The organism is Rhizobium sp. RU35A (genome assembly GCF_900156005.1).
GTDB lineage: Bacteria > Pseudomonadota > Alphaproteobacteria > Rhizobiales > Rhizobiaceae > Neorhizobium > Neorhizobium straminoryzae.
Genome location: NZ_FTMR01000007.1, coordinates 214,385 through 235,379 on the forward strand (window position 1 = coordinate 214,385; position 20,995 = coordinate 235,379).

Consider the following 20,995-nt stretch of genomic DNA (forward strand, 5'->3'; position numbering starts at 1 on the left):
TTTCCGCCCGCCCGGCGCTGCCCTCTGAGAGTGAGAGGGCGGCGCTTCGCTTCGTGACGGGTTGGAGGTCGAGAGAGAGGCTCCCGGCCGCCCGTCGCGGAGTAACGAACATGGCGACTGCCATTCAGAAGATCACCCTGTCGTCGGCGCGCGACATCCCCTTCAACAAACTGGTGCTAAGCCAGTCCAATGTCCGGCGCGTCAAGGCCGGCGTCTCGATCGAGGAGCTGGCCGAATCCATCGCCCGTCGCGGTCTCATCCAGAGCCTCCATGTCCGTCCCGTCCTCGACGCCGATGGCACCGAGACCGGCATGTTCGAGGTGCCCGCCGGCGGCCGGCGCTATCGCGCGCTCGAACTGCTCGCGAAGCAGAAGCGCTTGGCCAAGACCGCACCGGTGCCCTGCGTCGTCGGCGACGCCAACAGCGACATCCTGGTCGACGAGGTCTCGCTGGTCGAGAACATGGAGCGCGCGCCGCTGCATCCACTCGACCAGTTCCGCGCCTTCCAGGCCATGCGCGACAAGGGCATGACCGAGGAAGCCATCGCCGCAGCCTTCTTCGTCGGCGTCAATGTCGTGAAGCAGCGCCTTCGCCTCGCCTCCGTCTCGCCGACTTTGCTCGAGATCTATGCCGACGATGGCATGACGCTCGAACAGCTCATGGCCTTCACCGTCAGCGCCGACCATGCCCGTCAGGAACAGGTCTGGGAGGCAGTCAAGGATAGCTGGCAGAAAGAGCCCTATCAGATCCGCCGGATGCTGACCGAAACCACGGTACGGGCCTCCGACAAGCGCGCGGTCTTTGTGGGCATCGAAACCTATGAGGCGGCCGGCGGCACTGTGCTGCGCGACCTGTTCCAGTCCGACGATGGCGGCTGGCTTCAAGATGCCGCCTTGCTCGACCGCCTGGTGGCCAAAAAGCTCAAGAGTGTCGCCGACGAGATCGCGGGAGAAGGCTGGAAATGGGTCGAAGCCAGCTTGACCTTTCCTTACGGCCACGCGCATGGACTTCGGGCGCTTGTCGGTGTCACGGTCGACCTGACCGACGAGGAACGTGCCACTCGTGAGGCGTTGCGCGAGGAATGTGACCGGCTCGAAGCCGAATATTCTGAGGCCGACGAGTTGCCCGACGATATCGACGCGAGACTGGGCGAGATTGAACAAGCGCTCAACGCCTTTGAGCAGCGCCCGTCGATCTACGACCCGGCTGACGTCGCCATCGCCGGCGTCTTCGTCAGCCTTAATGCCGACGGCTCGCTTTCGGTGAATCGCGGCTATGTCCGCCCCGAGGATGAACGATCCCCTGGGACCGATGGCAGCGATGCGCCAGAGGTTGACGGTGGAGCTGGCCAGCAGGCGGCGCCCGCGGTTCAACGCGCCTTCGTCACCATCGGCGGTCAGGCCGCGGAGCCAGAAGACGACGAAGAAGACGGCATCAAGCCGCTGCCCGAGCGCCTCGTCATCGAATTGACCGCGCATCGTACCCTGGCTCTGCGCAACGCGGTCGCCGAACATCCGGATGTCGCCATGACCATGCTGCTGCACAAGCTGGTCAGCGACACCTTCCGGCGCACTCCACCGGCTGGCTGCCTCGAGGCCCGCGTCAATCATGTCTTCTTCTCGGCACAGTCCGAGGAGCTGAAAGACAGCACACCCGCGCGTGAGGTCGCCGAACGGCACGAACGCTGGGGCGATCATGTTCCCGCCGACGATCAGGCGCTGTGGGATTGGTTGAGCCACCTCGATGATGGCACACGCCTCGATCTGCTCGCCCATTGCGTCAGCTTCGGCGTGAACGCCCTGTTCGAGCGGCCAAACCCTTACGGATCGGGCATCAGTCAGCATGGTTTGGATGTGCGCATGGCGCAAGCCGACCGGCTGGCGCGAGCGGTTGACCTCGACATGGCGACGGCAGGCTGGAAGCCGACCGTCGGCAACTATCTCGGCCGCGTCACCAAGCCCCGCATCCTCGAAGCCGTGCGCGAGGGTGCCGGCGAACGGGCAGCAGGGCTCATCGACCATCTGAAAAAGGGCGACATGGCCAAGGAAGCCGAACGCCTGTTGGCCGACACCGGCTGGCTGCCCGAGCCGCTGCGCCTGATCGATCAAGACGAACCGGCCATGAACGGCGAAGGCGACGAAGCGCTCCCTGCATTCCTCGATGACGACGAGGCGCTCTCCGACGAAGAGGACGAGGCTTCGCACGCCGTCGCCGCCGAATAGCAGGCAATGCGGGACGGCAACTGTCGTCCTGCACCTTCCTTCTCCACCCTATCAGCCCGGCCCCAAGACCCAAAGTTTGCTTAGTGACGAGACGGGGCTCGCGCTTTCTCATATCAGGAGCCTGTCATGGCAGATTATTTCACTCATTTCTCGTGCCTGCTCGACGTGACCACACCCGAGAACGCCGCCCGTGCGCTCGACCTCTACAACGCGCTCTCCGCTGAAGGCGCGTCGGAGGAACCGCCCTCCGAAGGCTTTCTTCTCTCGATCCAGCCCGAGCACGGCGGCGGCCAGCTTTGGATGCGCGACGACGTGACCGGCGATCCCGAGCGCGTCATCCAGTTCGTAAAACGCTGCGCCGCCGAGTTCGGCCTCACTGGCAGATGGGGCTTTCAATACGGCAATACCTGCTCGCGGCCGCGTCTCGACGGCTTCGGCGGCGGTGCTCACGTCCTCGACCTCGCCACCGGCGAGACCGTGGACTGGATCTACACCGATGGTTGGCTTGCCGAGACTATCTCTGGCGAGGGAGGCCCGCTATGAGCATCCCCTCCCATGCCCGGAGCAATTTTCAGACCCTGCTGCGCGCGGCGGGCGACGGCAATCTCGCCCTCATGGAGTGCCTCGACGCGGCGACGGGCATTCCGCGCTACGTCATCTGCGCCGTGGGGCGAGACGATGGTGATTACGTCTTCACGCCTTTCGGCCATCTCGCCGAAGGCAACCCCTATGACGCGTACCTGCCGCCCGATCCTGACGATCCTGAAGGCTTCGTACGGAACGATCCGGGACAGGCGCCATGACCGACATCGACGCCATCTTCGCGGCGGATCGCCAGCATCCGCCGCATGAACGGTCCCTGCCCTGGCCGGAAACCAGAGGCGGCCTCACCGTCGTTGTCGAGCCCAAGCCGCATTGGGCCAGCGACATGCGGGCGTTTCGATCCAACGCTCGAGAATATTGCACCTATGCCGACTGGACAGAAAATGGCGCGCGTGCCCGTTTTTTCGGCCACGTCGATACCTGCGGCGACGACCTGGTCCGCAAAGCCCGCAGACTCGTCGCCTCCGAGATCGCGGACGGGCTCTGGAACTGAACCCCTTCGAAAAGCGCCCACCTCGCGGTCGGGCGCTTTTTCCATGCTGACGTCGTGAGAGTGAGAGGGCTGCCGGGACGGGTTGAGCCGGAGCGGTCGAGAGAGAGCGCCGCGCAGGCTCGTTCCTTCCCGCTCTCCGTGAGGTTCCCACAATGAACATGATCTCCACATCCGCGACGGCCGCCGCTGCCGTGACGCTTCCGCTTGGCCGCGACCCCGAGCCCGCCGCCGCCATCTTCGCCGCAGCCGACCTACTGTTGCCGCATCTCGAACGTGGCGAGCGTGTCGAGGCCGCCGTTTTGCGTGCTGCGATGGAAACCGCCTTTGGTGCGTCGGATACGACCGGCGCTTGGAATTGGAAGACGGCTTATGACGCCTGCGAGGCTGCAACCGTCCTGTTTCTCCGCAAATACGGACATACGCTTTTCCGCAAAGCCGGAACGCCCACTGCACGGCTATCCGCGCTGACGAAAATCGCCGGCCTTCTGCCAACACATACGCGGCGCTCGACCGAAAGCCAGACCTTCCAGCAATTCTCGACGCCGATCCCGCTTGGCCTGGTCGCCGCCCATGCCGCCGCCATCACCCGGGCCGACCGGGTGCTGGAACCCTCGGCAGGCACCGGCCTGCTGGCCATCCTCGCAGAGATCGCCGGCTGCACCCTCGTCCTTAACGAGCTGGCCGATACCCGCGCCGGGCTGCTGAACCTTCTCTTTCCGGGGATTTCCGTCACCCGCTTCGACGCGGCGCAGATCGACGATCATCTCGATCCGGCAATCAGGCCCAGCGTCGTGCTGATGAATCCGCCTTTCTCGGTCATGGCCAATGTCGAGGGTCGCACGGCGGACGCCGCTTACCGCCATCTCGCTTCAGCCTTGGCGCGCCTGGCTCCCGGTGGCCGTCTGGTCACGATCACCGGCGCCAGTTTCGCTCCCGATAATCCGGCCTGGACGGACATCTTCATGCGATTGCAGGAACGCGGGCAGATCGTGTTCTCTGCCGCCATCGACGGCTCGGTCTATGCCAAGCATGGCACGACGTTTCCGACGCGGCTGACCGTCATCGATAAGCGCCCTGCCGATGCTCCCACCGTCTTCCCGGTCACGCCCGGTATCGCGCCCAACGCAGCCACCTTGCTGAGTTGGCTCACCGAGCACCTGCCGGAACGGCTTTCCCTCGACCCCTCCATCATGGTCCCAGCGGCTCCGGCCACTGCCCCGCGCAGCGTGCGCGGCTATATCAATCGTGCCTCCAAGGTCGCGCCAGCGACTGCGCCTTTGGCCGAACCCGAGGGCTTGCCGCTTGCCTACGAGACCGTCGACAGGCCGAACGGCGACGGCGGACGCCTGTCCGATGGCATCTATGAAGAATACGGATTGCAGTCGATCCGTATTATCGACTCTCAGGCGCACCCGACCAAGCTCGTGCAATCCGCCGCGATGGCATCGGTCGCACCGCCCAAGCCGAGCTATCGGCCACGCCTTCCCGCCAATATCCATGATCTGCTGTCCGACGCCCAACTCGAGACCGTCATCTATGCGGGCGAAGCGCACGCCGACCATCTCGCCGGATCATGGACGGTGGACGCCACCTTCGACCTGGTCAGTGCTGCGCGCGAGGATGCGAAAGACGCCGTGCGATTTCGGCGCGGCTTCATGATCGGTGACGGCACCGGCGTCGGCAAAGGCCGCCAGTCTGCGGCGATCATTCTCGATAACTGGCTTCAGGGTCGCCGAAAGGCGGTATGGATCAGTAAATCTGACAAGCTGATCGAAGACGCCCAGCGTGACTGGTCGGCGCTCGGCATGGAGCGCCTGCTGGTCACGCCGCTGTCGCGTTTCCCCCAAGGGCGGCCGATCACATTGCCGGAAGGCGTCCTATTTACGACCTATGCCACGCTACGCTCCGACGACCGCGGCGAGAAGGTTTCCCGCGTCCGGCAGATCGTTGAATGGTTGGGCTCTGATTTTGACGGAGCGATCATTTTCGACGAGGCGCACGCGATGGCAAATGCCGGTGGCGGCAAGGGCGAACGCGGCGATGTGGCCGCCTCACAGCAGGGTCGCGCTGGCCTGCGCCTGCAGCATGCCCTGCCGAACGCCCGCGTTGTCTATGTTTCGGCGACTGGTGCCACCACGGTCCTCAACCTCGCCTACGCCCAACGGCTCGGGCTCTGGGGCGGCGAGGATTTTCCGTTCTCGACCAGGGCCGAATTCGTTGAAGCGATCGAGGATGGCGGCGTTGCAGCGATGGAGGTGCTGGCCCGCGACCTGCGTGCGCTCGGCCTTTACACCGCCCGTTCGCTCTCCTTCGACGGCGTGGAATATGAGCTGGTCGAGCATGCGCTGTCGCCGGAGCAGACCCGCATCTACGACGCCTATGCAGGGGCCTTCGCCATCATTCACAACCATCTGGATGCGGCTATGGAAGCGGCCAATATCACTGGCGCTTGCGGCACATTGAACCGGCAGGCCAAGTCAGCCGCACGCTCGGCCTTCGAGAGCGCCAAGCAGCGCTTCTTCGGTCATCTGCTCACCAGCATGAAGACGCCGACCTTGATCCGGTCGATCAGTAGCGATCTCGAAGCTGGCCATGCCGCCGTGATCCAGATCGTCTCGACCGGTGAAGCGCTGATGGAACGCCGTCTGGCCGAACTGCCAACCGAGGAATGGAACGACGTTCGCATCGACATCACGCCGAGGGAATACGTTCTCGACTACCTCGCCCATTCCTTCCCCGTGCAGCTCTACGAGCCGTTCACCGACAGTGAGGGCAATCTGACCTCGCGGCCAGTCTATCGCGACGGTCAGCCCGTCGAAAGCCGCGAAGCCGTTGCGCGCCGCGACGAGCTGATCGCGCAGCTTGCCTCCCTACCGCCGGTCCCCGGCGCGCTCGACCAGATCGTCCAGCATTTCGGCACGGAGTTGGTGGCCGAGGTGACGGGCCGTTCGCGGCGCATCGTCCGCAAGAGCACGCCTTCGGGTGGCGACCGCCTTGTCGTCGAGACCCGCGCGGCCGCGGCCAATCTCGCCGAGACGCAAAGCTTCATGAATGACACCAAGCGTATCCTGATCTTCTCGGACGCGGGCGGCACCGGCCGCAGCTACCACGCCGAACTCTCGGCCCGGAACACGCGGCTGCGCGTCCACTATCTGCTTGAACCCGGCTGGAAAGCTGACGCTGCGATCCAAGGGCTCGGCCGCACGCACAGGACCAACCAGGCGCAGCCGCCGCTGTTCCGGCCCATCGCCACGGACGTCAAGGCGGAGAAACGCTTCCTCTCCACCATCGCCCGCCGCCTCGATACGCTGGGGGCGATTACGCGCGGCCAGCGTCAGACGGGCGGTCAAGGCCTGTTCCGCCCCGAGGACAATTTGGAAAGCCCCTACGCTCGCGATGCACTGCGCCAGCTCTATCTGTTGCTGGTGCGAGGCAAGGTCGAAGGCTGCTCGCTCGAGCGATTCGAGTCCGCCACCGGCCTGAAGTTGATAGACGCGAACGGCATCAAGGACGAGTTGCCCCCGATCACCACCTTCCTCAACCGGCTGCTGGCGCTGACCATCGAGCTTCAAGGCGTGCTGTTCACCGCCTTCGAGCAGCTTCTCACCGCCAAGATCGAAGGCGCCATCGCCGCCGGCATCTACGATGTCGGACTGGAGACGCTGACAGCGGAAGGCTTCACCATCACGGACCGCCAGACCATCTACACCCATCCGGGCACGGGTGCCGAGACCCGGCTGCTCACGATCGCGCAGCGGACCCGTAACCATCCGGTCGCGTTGGACGACGTGCTCGCCCATCTGGGCGAATCCAGCGCCAAAATGCTGGTCAACGAGCGTTCGGGCCGCGCCGCCGTGCAGATCCCCGCCACCTCGATCATGCTCGATGATGGTGAGATCGAACGCCGCGTCCGGCTGGTCCGGCCAATGGAATCGCACACGATTCCGTTGAAGATGATGGGCGAGACCCATTGGATCGAGGCAGAACGCAGCACCTTCGTCACGGCCTGGGCCGCCGAGGTTGCGGATGTGCCGGAGTTCTCCGACAGTACGATCCATATCGTCTCCGGACTGTTGCTGCCGATCTGGAAGCGGCTGCCGAACGAATCCACCCGCGTCTATCGGCTCCAGACCGACGACGGCGAACGAATCGTCGGCCGCAAGGTCTCGCCGGCCTGGGCGGCCAACGCCACCACGACCGGCGCAGCTACGCTCACGCCCGCCGACGCCTTCATGGCGCTGATGGATGGGCGCACCATCCTCGACCTCACTGAGGGGCTTCAGCTTCGTCGCGTCCGTGTCATGGGCGCCAACCGCATCGAACTGTCAGGTTTCACCGACACGATGCGCGAGCGGCTCACCACCTGTGGTCTGTTCCACGAGATCATCTCCTGGAAGCTCAGAATGTTCGTGCCGACCGATGCCGCCGGTTCGGCTGTACTGGAGCGCGTGCTGGGCCGCTATCCGATCCAACGCATCGGCGAACGTGAGGCAGCATGATGACGCGGCTCGACGCTTCCGATCTGGCGACCCGTCTCGGCCGGGAGGCCGAGGCGGTGTGCCGCCACTATCTCGACGCCGGCCGTCGTCAGGGCAACTACTGGCAGGTCGGTGATGCACGCAACACGCCGGGCCGCTCGATGTTCGTGCGGCTCAAGGAGACGATGAAGGGACCGGCCGGCAAATGGACCGATGCCGCCACCGGTGAACATGGCGACCTGCTCGACGTGATCCGGGAGAGTTGCGGCCTCATTGACTTCGCCGATGTCGTCGCCGAGGCGCGTTCCTTTCTCAGCATGCCGCGTCCCGAATCCGCACCTGAGAAAAAGCAACCAAGCACGCCAGCCCCGTCAGGCACGGCCGAGGCGGCAAGGCGATTGTTCGCCATATCGAAACCGATCAGCAGCACACCCGTGGAAACGTATTTCCGCACACGCGGCATTACGGCTTTGCACGGAACCGGAAACCTGCGCTTCCATCCACGCTGCTATTATCGGCCCGACGACGATGGGCCGACCGAGATCTGGCCCGCCATGATCGCAACCGTCACGGATCTGTCCGGTCGGATCACCGGAGTACATCGGACTTGGCTCACGCCAGATGGCTCCGGCAAAGCCCCGATAGACACACCGCGCAAGGCAATGGGAGACCTGCTCGGTCACGCGGTACGCTTCGGCATTGCTGGCGATGTCATGGCTGCGGGCGAAGGCATCGAGACCGTCCTGTCGGCACGGCAGGCGATACCGACCATGGCGATGGCAGCGGCGCTCTCATCGGCACATCTCGCAGCCATCCTGTTCCCAGACACGCTGCGACGGCTCTATATCCTTCGCGACAACGATCCGGCAGGCGACGGGGCGCGGGACAGCCTGATCGAACGGGCCAATGCGGCCGGGATCGAGGCGATCACCCTGTCTCCGAGGCTCAAGGACTTCAACGACGATCTCCGGCAGTTCGGCGTGGAGGCGCTTCGGGCACAGATCCGGGTGCAACTCGCCCCGCAGGACGTGGCCCGCTTCTTGGGCGCGGCGGCATAGCCGGCAGGGAAACGTGTGGCGGGGTTCATCGCCATGCTCTCGGATGCCCCAACCATCGGAAGAGGACCGCGCCTCGGCCTTCGAGAGGGCGATCGGCCCATAGACGAGCCGGGCAGGCAATGGCGACGACCGGCTATTTTCCACCGCCCCGCGGGGGCTTTGCATCGCGAAGCAAAATAGCCGGTCTCTGCCATCCTCCGCTTTGCTCCGGCCCGGTCGCGTTGCCCGCGTCCGGGTGCAGGCCCGTCCCGCCCATGGGCTTCGTCGCCATGAAGGCCGCGACGGTCGCGGTCCACACCGATGGAGCATCCCATGTCCGAGCACGACGACTTTGAGCCCCACCACGAGTCCTCGCCCACCGACCATCTCCTCCAGGAACTTCAGCTCTACGGCCATCGCCCATTCACGGACGAACCGGACCCCAGGCCGCTACCCGAAGGCAGCCGCGTCGCCGGTGCCATCGCCGACATTTTCGACGCACTGATCTCGACCCTGGAAGACACCCGCCTCGAACCCGACCTCGACGATCTCCTCTGGTCGACCGTCAATCTCTTCCACCGTGCTACAGACAGGATCGAACGCGAACTGGACGATAACGAGCAGTCGCAGCGCCGCCTTCAGCGCGAACAGGACGGCAGCGAGGTGAAGTCGGTTGAGCTGGAACGCCTCACCGCCGAGGGCCAGACGCTGCTCGAACGCCGTGACGCCTTCGAACTGATGCGCGACCAGGCCGCCGACCATTTCGAGCGCCAGACCGGATCAAGCTGGAGGCCTCGCACCGGATCGATGGTCAACCATCGCAATCTGACCGCCGCGATGATCGACAGCCGTGATTTCTTGGCCGCCAAGCGCCGCGCCGAGACCGAAGTGCTCATGCCTGCGGGGCCGAAGATCGCCTTCACCGGCGGCGACACCGCCGACCACAAGCTGATCTGGGCCAAGCTCGACCAAGTTCACGCCAAACACCCAGACATGGTGCTGATGCACGGCGGCTCACCTAAAGGTGCCGAGAAGATCGCCGCCCGCTGGGCAGACCATCGAAACGTCCCGCAGGTCGCCTTCAAGCCCGATTGGGTGAAGCACGCTAGGGCCGCCCCGTTCAAGCGCAATGACCAGATGCTCTCCGTCATGCCGATCGGCGTTATCGTCTTCCCGGGCACCGGTATTCAGGACAATTTCGCCAACAAGGCCCGCAAGCTGGGCATCCCGGTTTATCGATTTGGCGGGAGCGGCGCGTGAGCGCCGCTGGAACGTCTACACCCGCTTTGGCTTGGGCTGATGCAGCCTGCGGCGAACATTTGGTTTCAGTGCGTTGCCGACATCCTTGTTTACGAGGTCGAGATCAAACCACTCGGGATCGAAGTGCCCACCACACCAACGCTTGATGTCGGCGTGTTCGGGGTCTTCAATATCGCCCATCACCTCGAGAAAGTGCTCATATCCCGAGGTTCCGCCGACGTCTTCAGGCGGTCTAGCAAAGGCACCGTCCTCGCAGATGGCCTTTTTGGGAAATACATCAAGCCAGAGCCGTTCCTCCAGTTCAACCGTATGTCGCCAGTTGTCGCCGAAGTCATATGTGTAGGTAAAAGTGCTTCCAGATCGCGAAAAATCCTTAAGTTGAACATCCCGTTCATTGAAAACGCGCGGATCATCTGGACCCGCCCCATCTTCCAGAAGGACAACATCACCAAAGCGCAATCCGCCGATATGAAATTCGTGAAGATGGTAGTTCCACCAATTGAACGCGGCCTGAATTCCAAGGTGGAGGTGTTCGAGATTCCAGTGTGCAGGTATGACCAGACGCCGCCAGATGGCTGGCTGGATACCATCAATCGATACACGAAGGCGAACGGCGTTAGGCGCTGAGAACATAGCCAGGACGATGCCGAAGCCAAGGCCACGCGTCAAGGCACAGTAAACGAACGCAGCAAGTCAATCCATCACCGAACGCAATTGATCCCGACGAGTATTCGAATGGGAACCACCCCGCTTTATTTGCGCTTATCCTTGATCCACCCAATGGCCTGACGCCATCAACCCGTAAAGGGTCGGACTACGCATGCGCGTGCCGCCGCTTGCGGCTTCGCCTTCATCGGTGATTGCGGCCCTTGGCCGGTCACTTCGGGCGCCTGTCAGCGGGGGATGGTCCTCCGCTTCAAACAGGAGCCGGATCAATGTCCTCCACCGACGCTTACGCCTTCGCTCTCAGCCTCGCCTCAACCCTGATGGTGGCCATCATCATCTTCCGCGCCGGCGACGGCACGCTCTCGGTTACGCCGGCCGCCGAATTCGACGGCGACGAGGCCTCGATCCTGCGCGAAATCGATCCCTTCGCCCCTTAGTGGGGCGAACACCTCGCCTCAAATGGCGGAAACCGGCGGTTTCCACTCCTCTTTTCATCGTCGATTTGCTATACTTTGGCTGCGCCGTGGTGGTGGTGGAGGCGCAACCGTCAGAGTTCATCTCCCGGAGACACCACCATGATCTTTCTCGGCATTCTCGCATCCATCGCTGCCATTGGCTTCCTGTGCTGGTTGCTGTTCACGCTCGCGGTCTTCGCGTTACCGATATTCGCTGGGGTTTCGATCGGAACCTGGGCCTATGGCACTGGCGCCGGATGGCCAGGCGCAATCCTCATCGGCCTTGTCGGCGCGGCACTGACCCTTGGTATCGGCCAATTTCTGCTGATCGTTGTGCGCCCTCTCTGGATCAGGCTCCTGGTCGCGGCTGCCTTTGTGCTTCCGGCGGCAATCGCGGGCTTTCACGCTACGCACGGTATCGTCAAGCATACGATGCCGTCGGAAACCTGGCAGATCATCTTTTCTGTCATCGGCGCGGTCGCCGTGGGGATCACCGCGTTTCTAAGGGTAGCGGGTATGGCGGCAACCCTGCCATCGAGCGGGAGCATGGCGCGGGCGTAGTCTTTGTGATCAACGCAGTTCGACAGCCAAGCGAGGCCTTCCGTTTTCTTGTGCCTCAAAGGTAGCGTGGATCGGCGTTGGCAACGGTCGTCGAGCAAGCCAGTTGAACACAGCCACCCCTGCCGCTCGAGAGAAATGCCTCTGACTGAGCCCGCCGACCATACGGCAATGCGGCTGGTTATCGGTCGAAATCTGTCAGGATCATGCAAGACGAAGGTCAGGTCTCAGGCAATTGATCTCGATGTTACTGCCTATGCCGGCTCATGAGGAACCAAGGCAGCCATTTATCTCCGTTCGGACGCGTTGAGAACCGCCACCTGCACGGCCTCTCCAATGGGCTGATCTGGCCGAAGGACGGCTTCGCCTCGACCGCCTAAGCCGCAATGGCGCGACGCAATTTTCTTCCCCTGGGTTTCACCCATTCCTCGCGAGCCAAGAAAACCGCTCTGTCGCCATCCTCCGCTTTGCTCCGGTCGCCATCATCGAATGATTTGGCGATGCGGCGTCGATCGCCTCCGGCCTCCCGATCACCATCGAGGCCGCTACGGTGGCGGGCTCGAATACGAAAAACGGAGATTTCAAAATGGCTACCATCGGCACCTTCAAGAAAACCGGCTCGAACGAGTTCACCGGCGAGATCGTCACTCTGAGCGTTCAGGCCAAGGGCGTCCGCATCGTCCCCGACCTGCGCGCCAACGGCGAAAACGCCCCCAGCCACCGCGTCATGGTCGGCCGGGCAGAAATCGGAGCCGCCTGGTCGAAGCGCTCCAACGACGACCGGCCCTATCTCGGCCTCAAGCTCGACGATCCGAGCTTCAACGCCCCCATCTACGCCAACCTCTTCGACGACGAAGACGGCGAGACCTACTCGCTGATCTGGTCCCGCCCCAATGGACGCCGCGGCGACTGACCCCGGCGCAAAGGCCCCGGCCCTCCGGCCGGGGTCTTACCTCTGACAACCGAATCAGTTGCTGGCCAATTCCGGTTAGCGCCGCGATCTTCAACGGTTTTTACTCGCACCGCGCGCCAAGAGCGACTAATATAGTCGTAGTTCTGGCATATGCGTTGCTGCCGGTGGGAGGTGATCATGCATGATCACCGCCCGACAATCACGGGCCGCACGCGCGTTGCTGGGATGGACGCAGGAGACGCTCGCTGACAAGGCCCGAGTATCATTGACCGCGCTCAAGCGCCTCGAATCCGAAAGTGGCCTCGAGGTGTATGAAACCACGCGCGATCAGGTTCGCAGGGCACTGGAGGCGGCCGGCATTGTGCTCCTGCTGACCGACAAGGGCGAAGGCGTGCTTCTGCATCATGAACAGTCCCGGCAAAGATAACCGTCTTCTGATCGCCGAGAACAACATGCCTGCCTTCCCCGTTCTTCATAATGCCCGGGTCATGGACTCGGTGCATAGAGTTAACGGCGTGGAAATCATCTGCTACGGTGTCAGGTAATGGCGCAATCAACCTTACATTTTCAGGACGAGCCACCGGCGGGGGCGTCGCTCACGGCCTATGACCAGGAGCATATGACGCTCTACCTGCGCCTCCTGGATGCCGAGCGCGACGGCGCTGACTGGCGCGATGTCATGAAAGTTCTGTTTGACCTTGATCCAGAGGCCGATCCGGAACGATGTCGCCGCATTCATGCCGCTCATCTCGCCCGTGCCCAATGGATGAGCGAACATGGCTATCGCGAACTGATCGGCAGAAACCCGCCCGCTTAACGCGGTGATGCTTCTACGGCATCAGGCGATGCCGACTCTTTGTCTTCCGCCCGACAACTCATCCGGGAATCTTAAGCCTCCCTCAATTCGGCACCATTGATGGAGGGTTCTGATGCTGCCAGATGCGTCTCGCTGGCGATCCGCCGCGAACTATGAACACGTCGACACCCTGAGCGCCTCCGACCTTGCCTGGGAATGGCTGCGCCGCAACGAAAGCTACGACAGAGACTATGAAGCCCTGAACGACCCCGGCGGGGACCGCGAACAGCTGACGGAGAAAATCCGCCAGCACTGGGGGTTGCGATTTCGCCGTCGATCCCGCCCTCGACCTGCCTGACGCCCCCGTCTTCTGGCTTCCGCAAGCCGATACCAGCGTGGTTCTGTTGTCATCACCGCCGCCGGTGCTGCAAGACATGCCCACGCAAGACAGTCCTTTGCCGATCGCCTTGTCGGCCGACCAGCAAGGCATTGACGGCTTTCACGCGCTATTGCCTCTGCTGGACGATCAAAGGCTGCAAGTGTTCAGCCTGGACGCCGCACCCCTTGCCGCGATCATTCCCCTGACGCTGGAAGGCTTCGACCGGCTCGCAGCCGTCTATCGCCTCCTCGCTCACCTTCATGGCCGGTCCGTGCCGCCCGACGCACGCCTGACGCGACAACAACGCGCCCGGGCGCGGCGCATGCTACAGGCCATCGATGGATTGCGCTCCGGCGCCACCCAGAAGGAGATCGCCCAGAGCCTCTTCCGCATCAAACGATTGGGCCGCAGCGAATGGCAAGTGTCCCCGATCCGCCATTCGGTGATGTCGCTCCTCCGCGACGCCCGCACCATGATCTCCGGCGGCTATCGCAAACTCCTTCGCCACCGTCGCAAACCCTGAAACTCTTCTACTGACGCGGTGTGGGAAATTCGTCCCCCACAAATTCCTCCTCCATCCAACCTGCTTCCCTTCGCCATCGTGGCCTGCATTCGCCGTCTGTTCCCGACGGTTCCAACGCACACCACGAAAGGCCGATCCATGCGACCCGATCTCGCCGTTTTGCCGCCGCGCTTTCTGCGCACCAAGGAAGCCGCCGAATTCCTCAGCCTATCTGCCCGGACCCTTGAAAAGCACCGCACCTATGGCACCGGCCCGGCCTACAAGAAGCTCGGAGGCCGCGTCGTCTACGCCGTGGACGACCTGCAAGCCTGGGCCGAGCGTGGCGCGGTGACGTCGACAACCGATCCGCGGGGTCAGGTTCTTCCCGCCAAGCGCCATGGCTTTCCGTCGGGCGGCCAGCCAAGCCACCTCGCGCGCTGACCCGGCGTCCCTATCCCATGTCGGCGCGGCATCGAACCCTTTCGGAACGTGGGCAGCTCGATCTCTTTCGGGCACTCCCTGGAGATTTCGCGCCCAGAGATGCGCAGGATCTCATGGCCTATCCCTTCTTTTCCCTGTCCAAATCGCATCGTGTGACGCCCATCGACTTTGTCGCGGGCGCCGTCTCGATCCGCGTCGAGGCCGTGCCGGACCATGGCATGGCGACCATCTGGGATGCCGACATCCTGATCTGGGCAGCAAGCCAGATCGTCGAGGCCCGTGATTCCGGCTTGCGCACCTCACGCCTCATGGCAGCCACACCCTACGAAATTCTCACCTTCATCGGCCGCGGCACGTCGCTTCGCGACTATCAGCGCCTCAAGGCAGCGCTGGACCGGCTGCAATCGACGACGGTGAGTACCTCCATCCGTCAGGCGGCGGAAGGCCGCCGCCATCGCTTCTCCTGGATCAACGAATGGAAGGAGCGTACGGATCGGACCGGTCGCCCGGACGGCATCGAGATGATCGTCCCCGACTGGTTCTATCAGGCCGTCCTCGACAACGCCCTCATCCTGACCATTGACCGGGCCTATTTCGATTTGACCGGCGGGCTTGACCGCTGGCTCTACCGCCTTGTTCGCAAACATGGCGGACGGCAGCGTAACGGATGGCGGTTCGACTTCCGTCACCTGCATCAGAAATCGGGTGCGCTATCGCCGTTCAAGCGCTTTGCCTTCGAACTGCGCGACATCGTGCGCCGGCAGCCCTTGCCGGGCTACACGCTGTTTCTTGAGGTCGAGGTCGGCGGGCGTATGCTGCTCGCATTCGAGCGTGATCCCGCCTGTGGACAAGCTGTGGATAGCCTCGTGCCATCGGGAACCCTCGGACACGTGCCATCAGGAACCGGCCCCTCGTGCTATCAGGAACCCAAACAGGGTCTAAACTACGGACATAAAAGCGGAAATCGCCCCCTTAACTTAGAATCTAACTCAGGTTCTAACTTCTTGATGCGCGCGCGCGATGGGGAAAACCCATCTGACGGTGCCTTTGACGCCCAGGAAAGCGCCGGAAAACCGATAACCAAGAGCCGCTCTCCGGATTGTTCGGGAGGCGTGTCATGATCGTGGCCCTCCTTAATCAAAAAGGTGGCGTCGGCAAGACGACGCTGGCGCTGCATCTGGCAGGCGAATGGGCGCTGCAGGGGCAGCGTGTCACCCTCATCGACGCTGATCCGCAGGGCTCAGCGCTGGACTGGTCGCAGCAACGCGAGCACGAGCGCCGGCCTCGGCTCTTCGGCGTGATCGGACTAGCCCGCGATACGCTCTACCGTGAAGCGCCGGAACTCGCCCACAGCGCCGACCATGTCGTTATCGACGGTCCGCCCCGTGTCGCGGGCTTGATGCGCTCGGCCCTTCTGGCTGCGGACCTGATTTTGATCCCCGTGCAGCCGTCACCACTCGACGGCTGGGCCTCCGCCGAAATGCTCGCCCTTCTCAAAGAAGCCCGCATCTATCGTCCGGACCTTGCCGCCCGTTTCGTCCTCAATCGCTGTGCGGCGCGCACCATACTCGCCCGTGAAACGGCTGACGGTCTTGCCGATCATGACCCGCCTGTGCTCGGCGCAACCATCGGCCAGCGCATCGTCTTCGCCGCCGCCGCCCAATCCGGGCAACTGGTGCAGGAACTCGATCCCGATGGGCCAGCCGCGCGCGAAATTGCCCGGCTCGCCGACGACATCACGAGCCTTGCTGCCGGGAGGGATCGTCATGGCTGAGCGCCCATCCCGTCGCGGCTTTGCCGCCAGGCCCGCCGATCCGGAGAGTTGGATCAAGGCCCCTGATGCGCCAGCGCGTGGCACTGACACCGCCTTCAACACCGCACGTCTGACCATCGACGTTACACCGGACATGCGCGGGCGCATCAAGATCGCTGCTTTCCGCCGCGGCATGACCGTTGCCGACATGTTGCGCGATCTGCTCGCGCGGGAGTTTCCAGCCGATGTCGGAGAGCCGTCATGAGCGTGATGACCCGTAGGCAACAGCTTCGTCAGGATTCGCCTGCGGCAGCACAGGCTGGCGAACTCACCGAGGTCGAACTGGTGTGGATCGAGAAGCAGACCGAACACTGGATACGCTTCGGCCATGAAACATCCGAACGCCTGATCGATCGCCGCCGACGCTGCGTCATCTTCGCGCCGGAGAGAGTCTTCGCGCTCGTCCGCTGGGCAGCAAACCGCTTCGGAACGGTCAGTTCGCATCTCTACGTCGTGCGCACGGTGCGACCAGGACAAGGCTTCCAGACCGTTCCCTCCGTGACACCCGGCGGCGACATCCTGCTGCACGTGGCGAGCTGGCCGAAGGTCGAACGGGTTCTGGGCCACATCGACGCCATTGAGGCCTTGCGGATCGACCCGTGCGCTGTTGCGCCCGATCACTGGCGTCATCTCCACAATCGCCTTGCCACTGGCGAACCGCCACGCCCCTACACGCTGGCGCGTCACCGGGCATGGCTCAAGCGGCAGGAGGTCAGCCAATGAAGCGCGTCCTTTATCTTCTCGCTGCGGCTGCGGCCCTTGCAGCGATCGGTGTCACCACCTTCTACGCTATGCCGATGAGACTGCTCTGGAACGCCACCGCCAGTACGCCGATCGGCTTCTATTCCGTTGGCCCGGCGGGCAAGCTCCAGGCCGGTAATCTGGTGGTCGTCAGACCGGACGAGGCGCTCGAAGATTTCATGGTCGCGCGCGGCTATATCGGTCGTGGCGTTCCCCTCCTGAAGCACATCGCGGCCCTGTCCGGGCAACAGGTCTGCCGGATCGGCCACGACATCATGATTGATGGACGTTTCGCCGCCGCCGCGCTCGACCGTGACAGTCGCGGCCGTGAATTGCCGGTTTGGCAGGGCTGCCAGCACATCGCTCCGAACGTGATTTTTCTGCTCAATCCCGCTGCCCGCGACAGCCTCGACAGCCGTTATTTCGGCCCGCTGCCGGTCAAGGATGTGATCGGCAAGGCGTACCCGCTCTACACCGACCCTACCGGAACGGGCCGCTTCATCTGGCGCGCAACAGCGCCTTGAGCGTCCGCGTTGCCGTCTTCTTCCAACATTCACAGGAGGTTTCCATGACACATATCGGACAGTTTACGCGCAACCCTTCTGGCTTTTCCGGCCACATCCGCACGCTCATGCTGAGCGCCGAACTGGTGCTTGTCGCCATTCCCCAGTCCGACACGGAAGGCGCGCCGGACTACCGTGTCCACCTCGACACCGAGGACGGCCCGGAGGCTGGAGCCGGGTGGAGGCGTACCGGCGAACGCGCGGGCGAATTCATCGCCTTGGCTCTCGATGACCCGCTGCTGCCGCAACCGATCCGCGCCAATCTCTTCCGCGACGATGACGCCGGTCACGCCTGGTCGCTGCATTGGAACCGCCCGCAAAAGCGCGAAGGTCGGGACTAACGCTATGCGTATGCTCCCTCTTCTCCTTTCCGGCCTCGTTCTTCTGAGCCCGCTGTCAGGTGTTGCGTTTGCCGAACCGCCAACGCGGATCACGCCGTCCCCCGGCGGTTCATATGCCGATCACATTGCCGAGGCCGCTACCCGGTTTGAGCTTCCCGCGCGCTGGATACGCGCCGTGATGACGGCGGAAAGCGCGGGCGATCCACACGCGATCTCGCCAAAGGGCGCAATCGGCCTGATGCAGATCATGCCCGCGACTTGGAAAGACTTGCGCGCGCGGCACCGATTGGGCGCCGATCCTTACGATCCGCATGACAACATTATCGCAGGCACAGCCTATATCCGGGAACTGTTCGACCGTTACGGCTCGCCCGGCTGGATCGCCGCCTATAATGCTGGCCCCGGACGCTATGAAGCCTCTCTCAAGGGCCGAACGCTGCCCAGCGAAACCCGCGCCTATGTCGCTCTCGTGGCGCAGTCGCTTGATGCCGATGGACCATCGGACAGCATGTTGGTGGCTCCGTCGAATGCCGTCACCTGGACACAGGCACCGCTGTTTATCGCGCAGAACGCCCCCCACCAGACCGCCATTCCCGTACCGGAAAAGCGCCCGTCTTGGCAGGCTCAGGCGACAGCGGATGTGCGCGATGTCTCCGCCATCGAGCCGCAGTCTGATGGCCTGTTTGTCGCCCGCGCCAGTTCAGGAAGCACACCATGAGCGCGCGGGTTCCTGAGCGCACGATAGCGGACGCCGGCGTAGAGAAGCGTGCGCAGAGGTCGAGACCTGGCAACACGACCGAAGGATGGCGAGATAAAAGGCCGCGAGGTGCGGGCTTGGTCGGTCGTTTGTTTTCAATGGGTTACGCATCACGTTTGCGAGGTGCGATGAAGTATAGCACCTCGCAGAACTGCCATTCCTTGCGCAAATTCAATGCCTTGCCGCGATGTGCTGGAGTTTCGCGATGAGTGGCGACGAGGACTTTCGTATCCGTCCTGGCCGCGTGCGCAGTTCCGGCACACAAGCCACACGGCCCTTCATCGCTCAGGCCCTGGCAGCGGCCCAGAAGGCTGGCGGCCATGTGTCCCGCTCTGGCCGCATCAGCGCCGGCACCCGCTCCACTTTTGGCCGGGGCCGAACGGCGAGCGTGCGCGCCAATCACCTTCTGACCGGCCGTTCCCGCGTCGTTGTCATCAAGACCCGCGTAGTCCGCCACAGCGCCCGCGCAACACCGCTCACCACCCACCTTAATTATCTGCGCCGCGATGGTGTGACCCTTGCCGCGACTGAAGGGAGCAAAAGCGAAAGTTACGATAAGGCGTATCTCTTCGGTCCGGGCGAGACGGAGGTGGATGGACAAGCCTTTGCCGAGCGGGCGGACGGCGACCGTCATCATTTCCGTTTCATCGTCTCGCCGGAGGATGCGGCGGACATGGCTGACCTGCGATCCTTCACCCGCGACCTGATGGGCCAGATGGAAAAGGATCTCGGCACCAAGCTCGACTGGGCGGCCGTCGATCACTGGAACACCGACAATCCGCATGTGCATGTCATCCTGCGCGGTCGCGCCGACGATGGCCAGGACCTTGTTATCGCCCGAGACTACATCAAAGACGGCATGCGCGCCCGCGCCGCCGACCTCGTCACCCAGGAGCTGGGGCCGCGCACAGATCTCGACATCCGCCGCAGCCTGACCGCGCAGATCGACGCTGAGCATTGGACCCAACTCGATCGACAGCTGGCCCGCGATCGCAACGCCCATGGCATCATCGATATGGCACCCGTCACCGCTGAGCGGCCCGACGAGTTTCACGCCCAGAAAGTCGGCCGGCTGCGCAAGCTCGAAACCCTCGGCCTCGCCCATGCGGTTGGCGCGGGACAATGGATCATTGACGACAAGGCAGAAGCCACCTTGCGAGCGCTTGGCGAGCGCGGCGACATCATCAAGCGCATGCACCGGGCGCTAACCGATCGCGGCATCGAACGCGGATCAGCGAGCTTCGTCCTCGCCGGTGAAAGTCTCGATGACGCGATTGTCGGGCGACTTGTCGCCCGCGGCCTCGATGACGAGCTGAAGGGCACTGCCTATGCCGTGGTCGATGGTGTGGACGGACGCACACACCACATCAGGCTTTCCAACCTCGACGCTGCTGGCGACAGCACGCCCGGTTCAATCGTCGAGCTGCGCAAATTCGACGACGCCAACGGCCTGCGTCGTGCGGCACTCGCGGTGCGATCGGATTACGACATTGACCGGCAGATCACCGCGTCCGGCGCGACCTGGCTCGATCGTCAGAACATCGCCCGTGATCCGCATGCGCTCTCCGACGGCGGCTTCGGCGCGGAGGTGCGTCAGGCCCTACAGGCCCGCGCCGATCATCTTGTCGCACAAAGCCTTGCCGAGCGTCGCGGCAGCCAGGTGATGTTTTCGCGAGGTCTAATCGAAACCCTGCGAAGCCAAGAACTGAAACAGGTGGGGCACGCGATCGCAGCAGAGACCGGTCGGCCGTTCAAAACTTCGGGAACCGGCGACTATGTGACCGGCGATTATCGCCGCCGGCTCACGCTCGCCTCCGGCCGCTTCGCCATGATCGATGACGGTCTCGGCTTCCAGCTCGTGCCCTGGACGCCCTCACTCGAAAAACATCTCGACCGCCATGTCTCCGGTATCACCCGCGCCGATGGCGGTATCGACTGGAGCTTTGCCCGCAAGCGCGGGGTTGGCCTTTGACCTTC

24 protein-coding genes are annotated in these 20,995 nt (G+C 63.4%); 23 read left to right on the plus strand and 1 reads right to left on the minus strand.

Annotated features, from left to right (window positions below):
- Window positions 1-110 precede the first annotated feature (110 nt).
- From F3H95_RS17100 to F3H95_RS17130, 7 genes are all read left to right on the plus strand, one after another.
- Complete coding sequence (locus F3H95_RS17100; protein WP_149746865.1) at window positions 111-2,222, plus strand: ParB/RepB/Spo0J family partition protein; 2,112 nt, start codon at window positions 111-113, stop codon at window positions 2,220-2,222.
- 126 nt (window positions 2,223-2,348) lie between these two features.
- Entirely contained in the window at window positions 2,349-2,765 is a 417-nt protein-coding gene (locus F3H95_RS17105) for a hypothetical protein (protein WP_149746866.1), read from the plus strand.
- Window positions 2,762-3,025, plus strand: a complete 264-nt coding sequence (locus F3H95_RS17110; protein WP_149746867.1) for a DUF6117 family protein — start codon at window positions 2,762-2,764, stop codon at window positions 3,023-3,025. Before F3H95_RS17105 ends, F3H95_RS17110 begins: the two co-directional genes overlap by 4 nt.
- The gene (locus F3H95_RS17115) at window positions 3,022-3,318 is read left to right on the plus strand and encodes a hypothetical protein (RefSeq protein WP_149746868.1); all 297 of its coding nucleotides are present in this window, start codon (window positions 3,022-3,024) and stop codon (window positions 3,316-3,318) included. The genes F3H95_RS17110 and F3H95_RS17115 overlap by 4 nt, the downstream gene beginning before the upstream one ends.
- Window positions 3,319-3,470: 152 nt before the next feature.
- Window positions 3,471-7,817: a bifunctional class I SAM-dependent methyltransferase/DEAD/DEAH box helicase gene (locus F3H95_RS17120; protein ID WP_149746869.1), complete on the plus strand. Its 4,347-nt coding sequence runs from the start codon at window positions 3,471-3,473 to the stop codon at window positions 7,815-7,817.
- Window positions 7,817-8,854, plus strand: a complete 1,038-nt coding sequence (locus F3H95_RS17125) for a toprim domain-containing protein (RefSeq protein ID WP_188134415.1) — start codon at window positions 7,817-7,819, stop codon at window positions 8,852-8,854. The genes F3H95_RS17120 and F3H95_RS17125 overlap by 1 nt, the downstream gene beginning before the upstream one ends.
- A 312-nt stretch (window positions 8,855-9,166) precedes the next feature.
- Window positions 9,167-10,093: a DUF2493 domain-containing protein gene (locus F3H95_RS17130; protein ID WP_149746871.1), complete on the plus strand. Its 927-nt coding sequence runs from the start codon at window positions 9,167-9,169 to the stop codon at window positions 10,091-10,093.
- A 15-nt stretch (window positions 10,094-10,108) separates the two neighbouring features.
- Here F3H95_RS17130 and F3H95_RS17135 read toward each other — a convergent pair whose 3' ends face one another.
- A complete protein-coding gene (locus tag F3H95_RS17135) occupies window positions 10,109-10,726 on the minus strand; it encodes a plasmid pRiA4b ORF-3 family protein (RefSeq protein WP_149746959.1) in 618 nt (205 codons plus the stop codon).
- A gap of 302 nt (window positions 10,727-11,028) precedes the next feature.
- Here F3H95_RS17135 and F3H95_RS27190 point away from each other — a divergent pair, with 302 nt between their 5' ends.
- The 16 genes from F3H95_RS27190 (at window position 11,029) to F3H95_RS17215 (ending at window position 20,990) form a co-directional block, all read left to right on the plus strand.
- Complete coding sequence (locus F3H95_RS27190) at window positions 11,029-11,196, plus strand: hypothetical protein (protein WP_174156977.1); 168 nt, start codon at window positions 11,029-11,031, stop codon at window positions 11,194-11,196.
- Between the two features lie 138 nt (window positions 11,197-11,334).
- Window positions 11,335-11,775 (plus strand): DUF4175 domain-containing protein, encoded by a 441-nt coding sequence (locus F3H95_RS17140; RefSeq protein ID WP_149746872.1) that lies wholly within the window; start codon window positions 11,335-11,337, stop codon window positions 11,773-11,775.
- 583 nt (window positions 11,776-12,358) lie between these two features.
- Window positions 12,359-12,685 carry a DUF736 domain-containing protein gene (locus F3H95_RS17150; RefSeq protein WP_112796495.1) on the plus strand — a complete coding sequence of 109 codons (327 nt, stop codon included), beginning with the start codon at window positions 12,359-12,361 and terminating at the stop codon, window positions 12,683-12,685.
- A gap of 181 nt (window positions 12,686-12,866) precedes the next feature.
- Entirely contained in the window at window positions 12,867-13,112 is a 246-nt protein-coding gene (locus F3H95_RS17155) for a helix-turn-helix transcriptional regulator (RefSeq protein WP_113372415.1), read from the plus strand.
- 117 nt (window positions 13,113-13,229) lie between these two features.
- A complete protein-coding gene (locus F3H95_RS17160; protein WP_149746873.1) occupies window positions 13,230-13,502 on the plus strand; it encodes a DUF2285 domain-containing protein in 273 nt (90 codons plus the stop codon).
- A gap of 112 nt (window positions 13,503-13,614) precedes the next feature.
- Complete coding sequence (locus F3H95_RS17165; protein WP_113372417.1) at window positions 13,615-13,839, plus strand: DUF6499 domain-containing protein; 225 nt, start codon at window positions 13,615-13,617, stop codon at window positions 13,837-13,839.
- A gap of 37 nt (window positions 13,840-13,876) precedes the next feature.
- The gene (locus F3H95_RS17170) at window positions 13,877-14,383 is read left to right on the plus strand and encodes a DUF2285 domain-containing protein (RefSeq protein ID WP_244618048.1); all 507 of its coding nucleotides are present in this window, start codon (window positions 13,877-13,879) and stop codon (window positions 14,381-14,383) included.
- A gap of 138 nt (window positions 14,384-14,521) precedes the next feature.
- Window positions 14,522-14,803 (plus strand): helix-turn-helix domain-containing protein, encoded by a 282-nt coding sequence (locus F3H95_RS17175; protein WP_149746874.1) that lies wholly within the window; start codon window positions 14,522-14,524, stop codon window positions 14,801-14,803.
- A 17-nt stretch (window positions 14,804-14,820) separates the two neighbouring features.
- A complete protein-coding gene (locus F3H95_RS17180) occupies window positions 14,821-15,924 on the plus strand; it encodes a replication initiator protein A (RefSeq protein WP_149746875.1) in 1,104 nt (367 codons plus the stop codon).
- Window positions 15,921-16,577: a ParA family partition ATPase gene (gene parA / locus F3H95_RS17185; RefSeq protein WP_149746876.1), complete on the plus strand. Its 657-nt coding sequence runs from the start codon at window positions 15,921-15,923 to the stop codon at window positions 16,575-16,577. The genes F3H95_RS17180 and parA overlap by 4 nt, the downstream gene beginning before the upstream one ends.
- On the plus strand, window positions 16,570-16,821 hold the full coding sequence (locus F3H95_RS17190) for a hypothetical protein (RefSeq protein WP_149746877.1): 252 nt from the start codon (window positions 16,570-16,572) through the stop codon (window positions 16,819-16,821). The genes parA and F3H95_RS17190 overlap by 8 nt, the downstream gene beginning before the upstream one ends.
- Before the next feature lie 5 nt (window positions 16,822-16,826).
- Window positions 16,827-17,339: a DUF2840 domain-containing protein gene (locus tag F3H95_RS17195; RefSeq protein WP_188134416.1), complete on the plus strand. Its 513-nt coding sequence runs from the start codon at window positions 16,827-16,829 to the stop codon at window positions 17,337-17,339.
- A complete protein-coding gene (locus F3H95_RS17200) occupies window positions 17,336-17,881 on the plus strand; it encodes a S26 family signal peptidase (RefSeq protein WP_149746879.1) in 546 nt (181 codons plus the stop codon). The genes F3H95_RS17195 and F3H95_RS17200 overlap by 4 nt, the downstream gene beginning before the upstream one ends.
- Window positions 17,882-17,925: 44 nt before the next feature.
- Window positions 17,926-18,261, plus strand: coding sequence for a DUF736 domain-containing protein (locus F3H95_RS17205; RefSeq protein WP_149746880.1), 336 nt, complete (start codon window positions 17,926-17,928; stop codon window positions 18,259-18,261).
- 4 nt (window positions 18,262-18,265) lie between these two features.
- Window positions 18,266-18,979, plus strand: coding sequence for a lytic transglycosylase domain-containing protein (locus F3H95_RS17210; protein ID WP_244618049.1), 714 nt, complete (start codon window positions 18,266-18,268; stop codon window positions 18,977-18,979).
- Between the two features lie 244 nt (window positions 18,980-19,223).
- Window positions 19,224-20,990: a VirD2 family relaxase/mobilization nuclease gene (locus tag F3H95_RS17215; protein ID WP_149746881.1), complete on the plus strand. Its 1,767-nt coding sequence runs from the start codon at window positions 19,224-19,226 to the stop codon at window positions 20,988-20,990.
- Window positions 20,991-20,995 lie beyond the last annotated feature (5 nt).

Excerpts from the sequence above, each read along its gene's own strand:
- F3H95_RS17100 (WP_149746865.1), top strand. The coding sequence starts at position 111 with ATGGCGACTGCCATTCAGAAGATCACCCTGTCGTCGGCGCGCGACATC.
- F3H95_RS17105 (WP_149746866.1), top strand. The coding sequence starts at position 2,349 with ATGGCAGATTATTTCACTCATTTCTCGTGCCTGCTCGACGTGACCACA.
- F3H95_RS17110 (WP_149746867.1), top strand. The coding sequence starts at position 2,762 with ATGAGCATCCCCTCCCATGCCCGGAGCAATTTTCAGACCCTGCTGCGC.
- F3H95_RS17115 (WP_149746868.1), top strand. The coding sequence starts at position 3,022 with ATGACCGACATCGACGCCATCTTCGCGGCGGATCGCCAGCATCCGCCG.
- F3H95_RS17120 (WP_149746869.1), top strand. The coding sequence starts at position 3,471 with ATGAACATGATCTCCACATCCGCGACGGCCGCCGCTGCCGTGACGCTT.
- F3H95_RS17125 (WP_188134415.1), top strand. The coding sequence starts at position 7,817 with ATGACGCGGCTCGACGCTTCCGATCTGGCGACCCGTCTCGGCCGGGAG.
- F3H95_RS17130 (WP_149746871.1), top strand. The coding sequence starts at position 9,167 with ATGTCCGAGCACGACGACTTTGAGCCCCACCACGAGTCCTCGCCCACC.
- F3H95_RS17135 (WP_149746959.1), bottom strand. The coding sequence starts at position 10,726 with ATGTTCTCAGCGCCTAACGCCGTTCGCCTTCGTGTATCGATTGATGGT.
- F3H95_RS27190 (WP_174156977.1), top strand. The coding sequence starts at position 11,029 with ATGTCCTCCACCGACGCTTACGCCTTCGCTCTCAGCCTCGCCTCAACC.
- F3H95_RS17140 (WP_149746872.1), top strand. The coding sequence starts at position 11,335 with ATGATCTTTCTCGGCATTCTCGCATCCATCGCTGCCATTGGCTTCCTG.
- F3H95_RS17150 (WP_112796495.1), top strand. The coding sequence starts at position 12,359 with ATGGCTACCATCGGCACCTTCAAGAAAACCGGCTCGAACGAGTTCACC.
- F3H95_RS17155 (WP_113372415.1), top strand. The coding sequence starts at position 12,867 with ATGATCACCGCCCGACAATCACGGGCCGCACGCGCGTTGCTGGGATGG.
- F3H95_RS17160 (WP_149746873.1), top strand. The coding sequence starts at position 13,230 with ATGGCGCAATCAACCTTACATTTTCAGGACGAGCCACCGGCGGGGGCG.
- F3H95_RS17165 (WP_113372417.1), top strand. The coding sequence starts at position 13,615 with ATGCTGCCAGATGCGTCTCGCTGGCGATCCGCCGCGAACTATGAACAC.
- F3H95_RS17175 (WP_149746874.1), top strand. The coding sequence starts at position 14,522 with ATGCGACCCGATCTCGCCGTTTTGCCGCCGCGCTTTCTGCGCACCAAG.
- F3H95_RS17180 (WP_149746875.1), top strand. The coding sequence starts at position 14,821 with ATGTCGGCGCGGCATCGAACCCTTTCGGAACGTGGGCAGCTCGATCTC.
- parA (WP_149746876.1), top strand. The coding sequence starts at position 15,921 with ATGATCGTGGCCCTCCTTAATCAAAAAGGTGGCGTCGGCAAGACGACG.
- F3H95_RS17190 (WP_149746877.1), top strand. The coding sequence starts at position 16,570 with ATGGCTGAGCGCCCATCCCGTCGCGGCTTTGCCGCCAGGCCCGCCGAT.
- F3H95_RS17195 (WP_188134416.1), top strand. The coding sequence starts at position 16,827 with ATGACCCGTAGGCAACAGCTTCGTCAGGATTCGCCTGCGGCAGCACAG.
- F3H95_RS17200 (WP_149746879.1), top strand. The coding sequence starts at position 17,336 with ATGAAGCGCGTCCTTTATCTTCTCGCTGCGGCTGCGGCCCTTGCAGCG.
- F3H95_RS17205 (WP_149746880.1), top strand. The coding sequence starts at position 17,926 with ATGACACATATCGGACAGTTTACGCGCAACCCTTCTGGCTTTTCCGGC.
- F3H95_RS17210 (WP_244618049.1), top strand. The coding sequence starts at position 18,266 with ATGCGTATGCTCCCTCTTCTCCTTTCCGGCCTCGTTCTTCTGAGCCCG.
- F3H95_RS17215 (WP_149746881.1), top strand. The coding sequence starts at position 19,224 with ATGAGTGGCGACGAGGACTTTCGTATCCGTCCTGGCCGCGTGCGCAGT.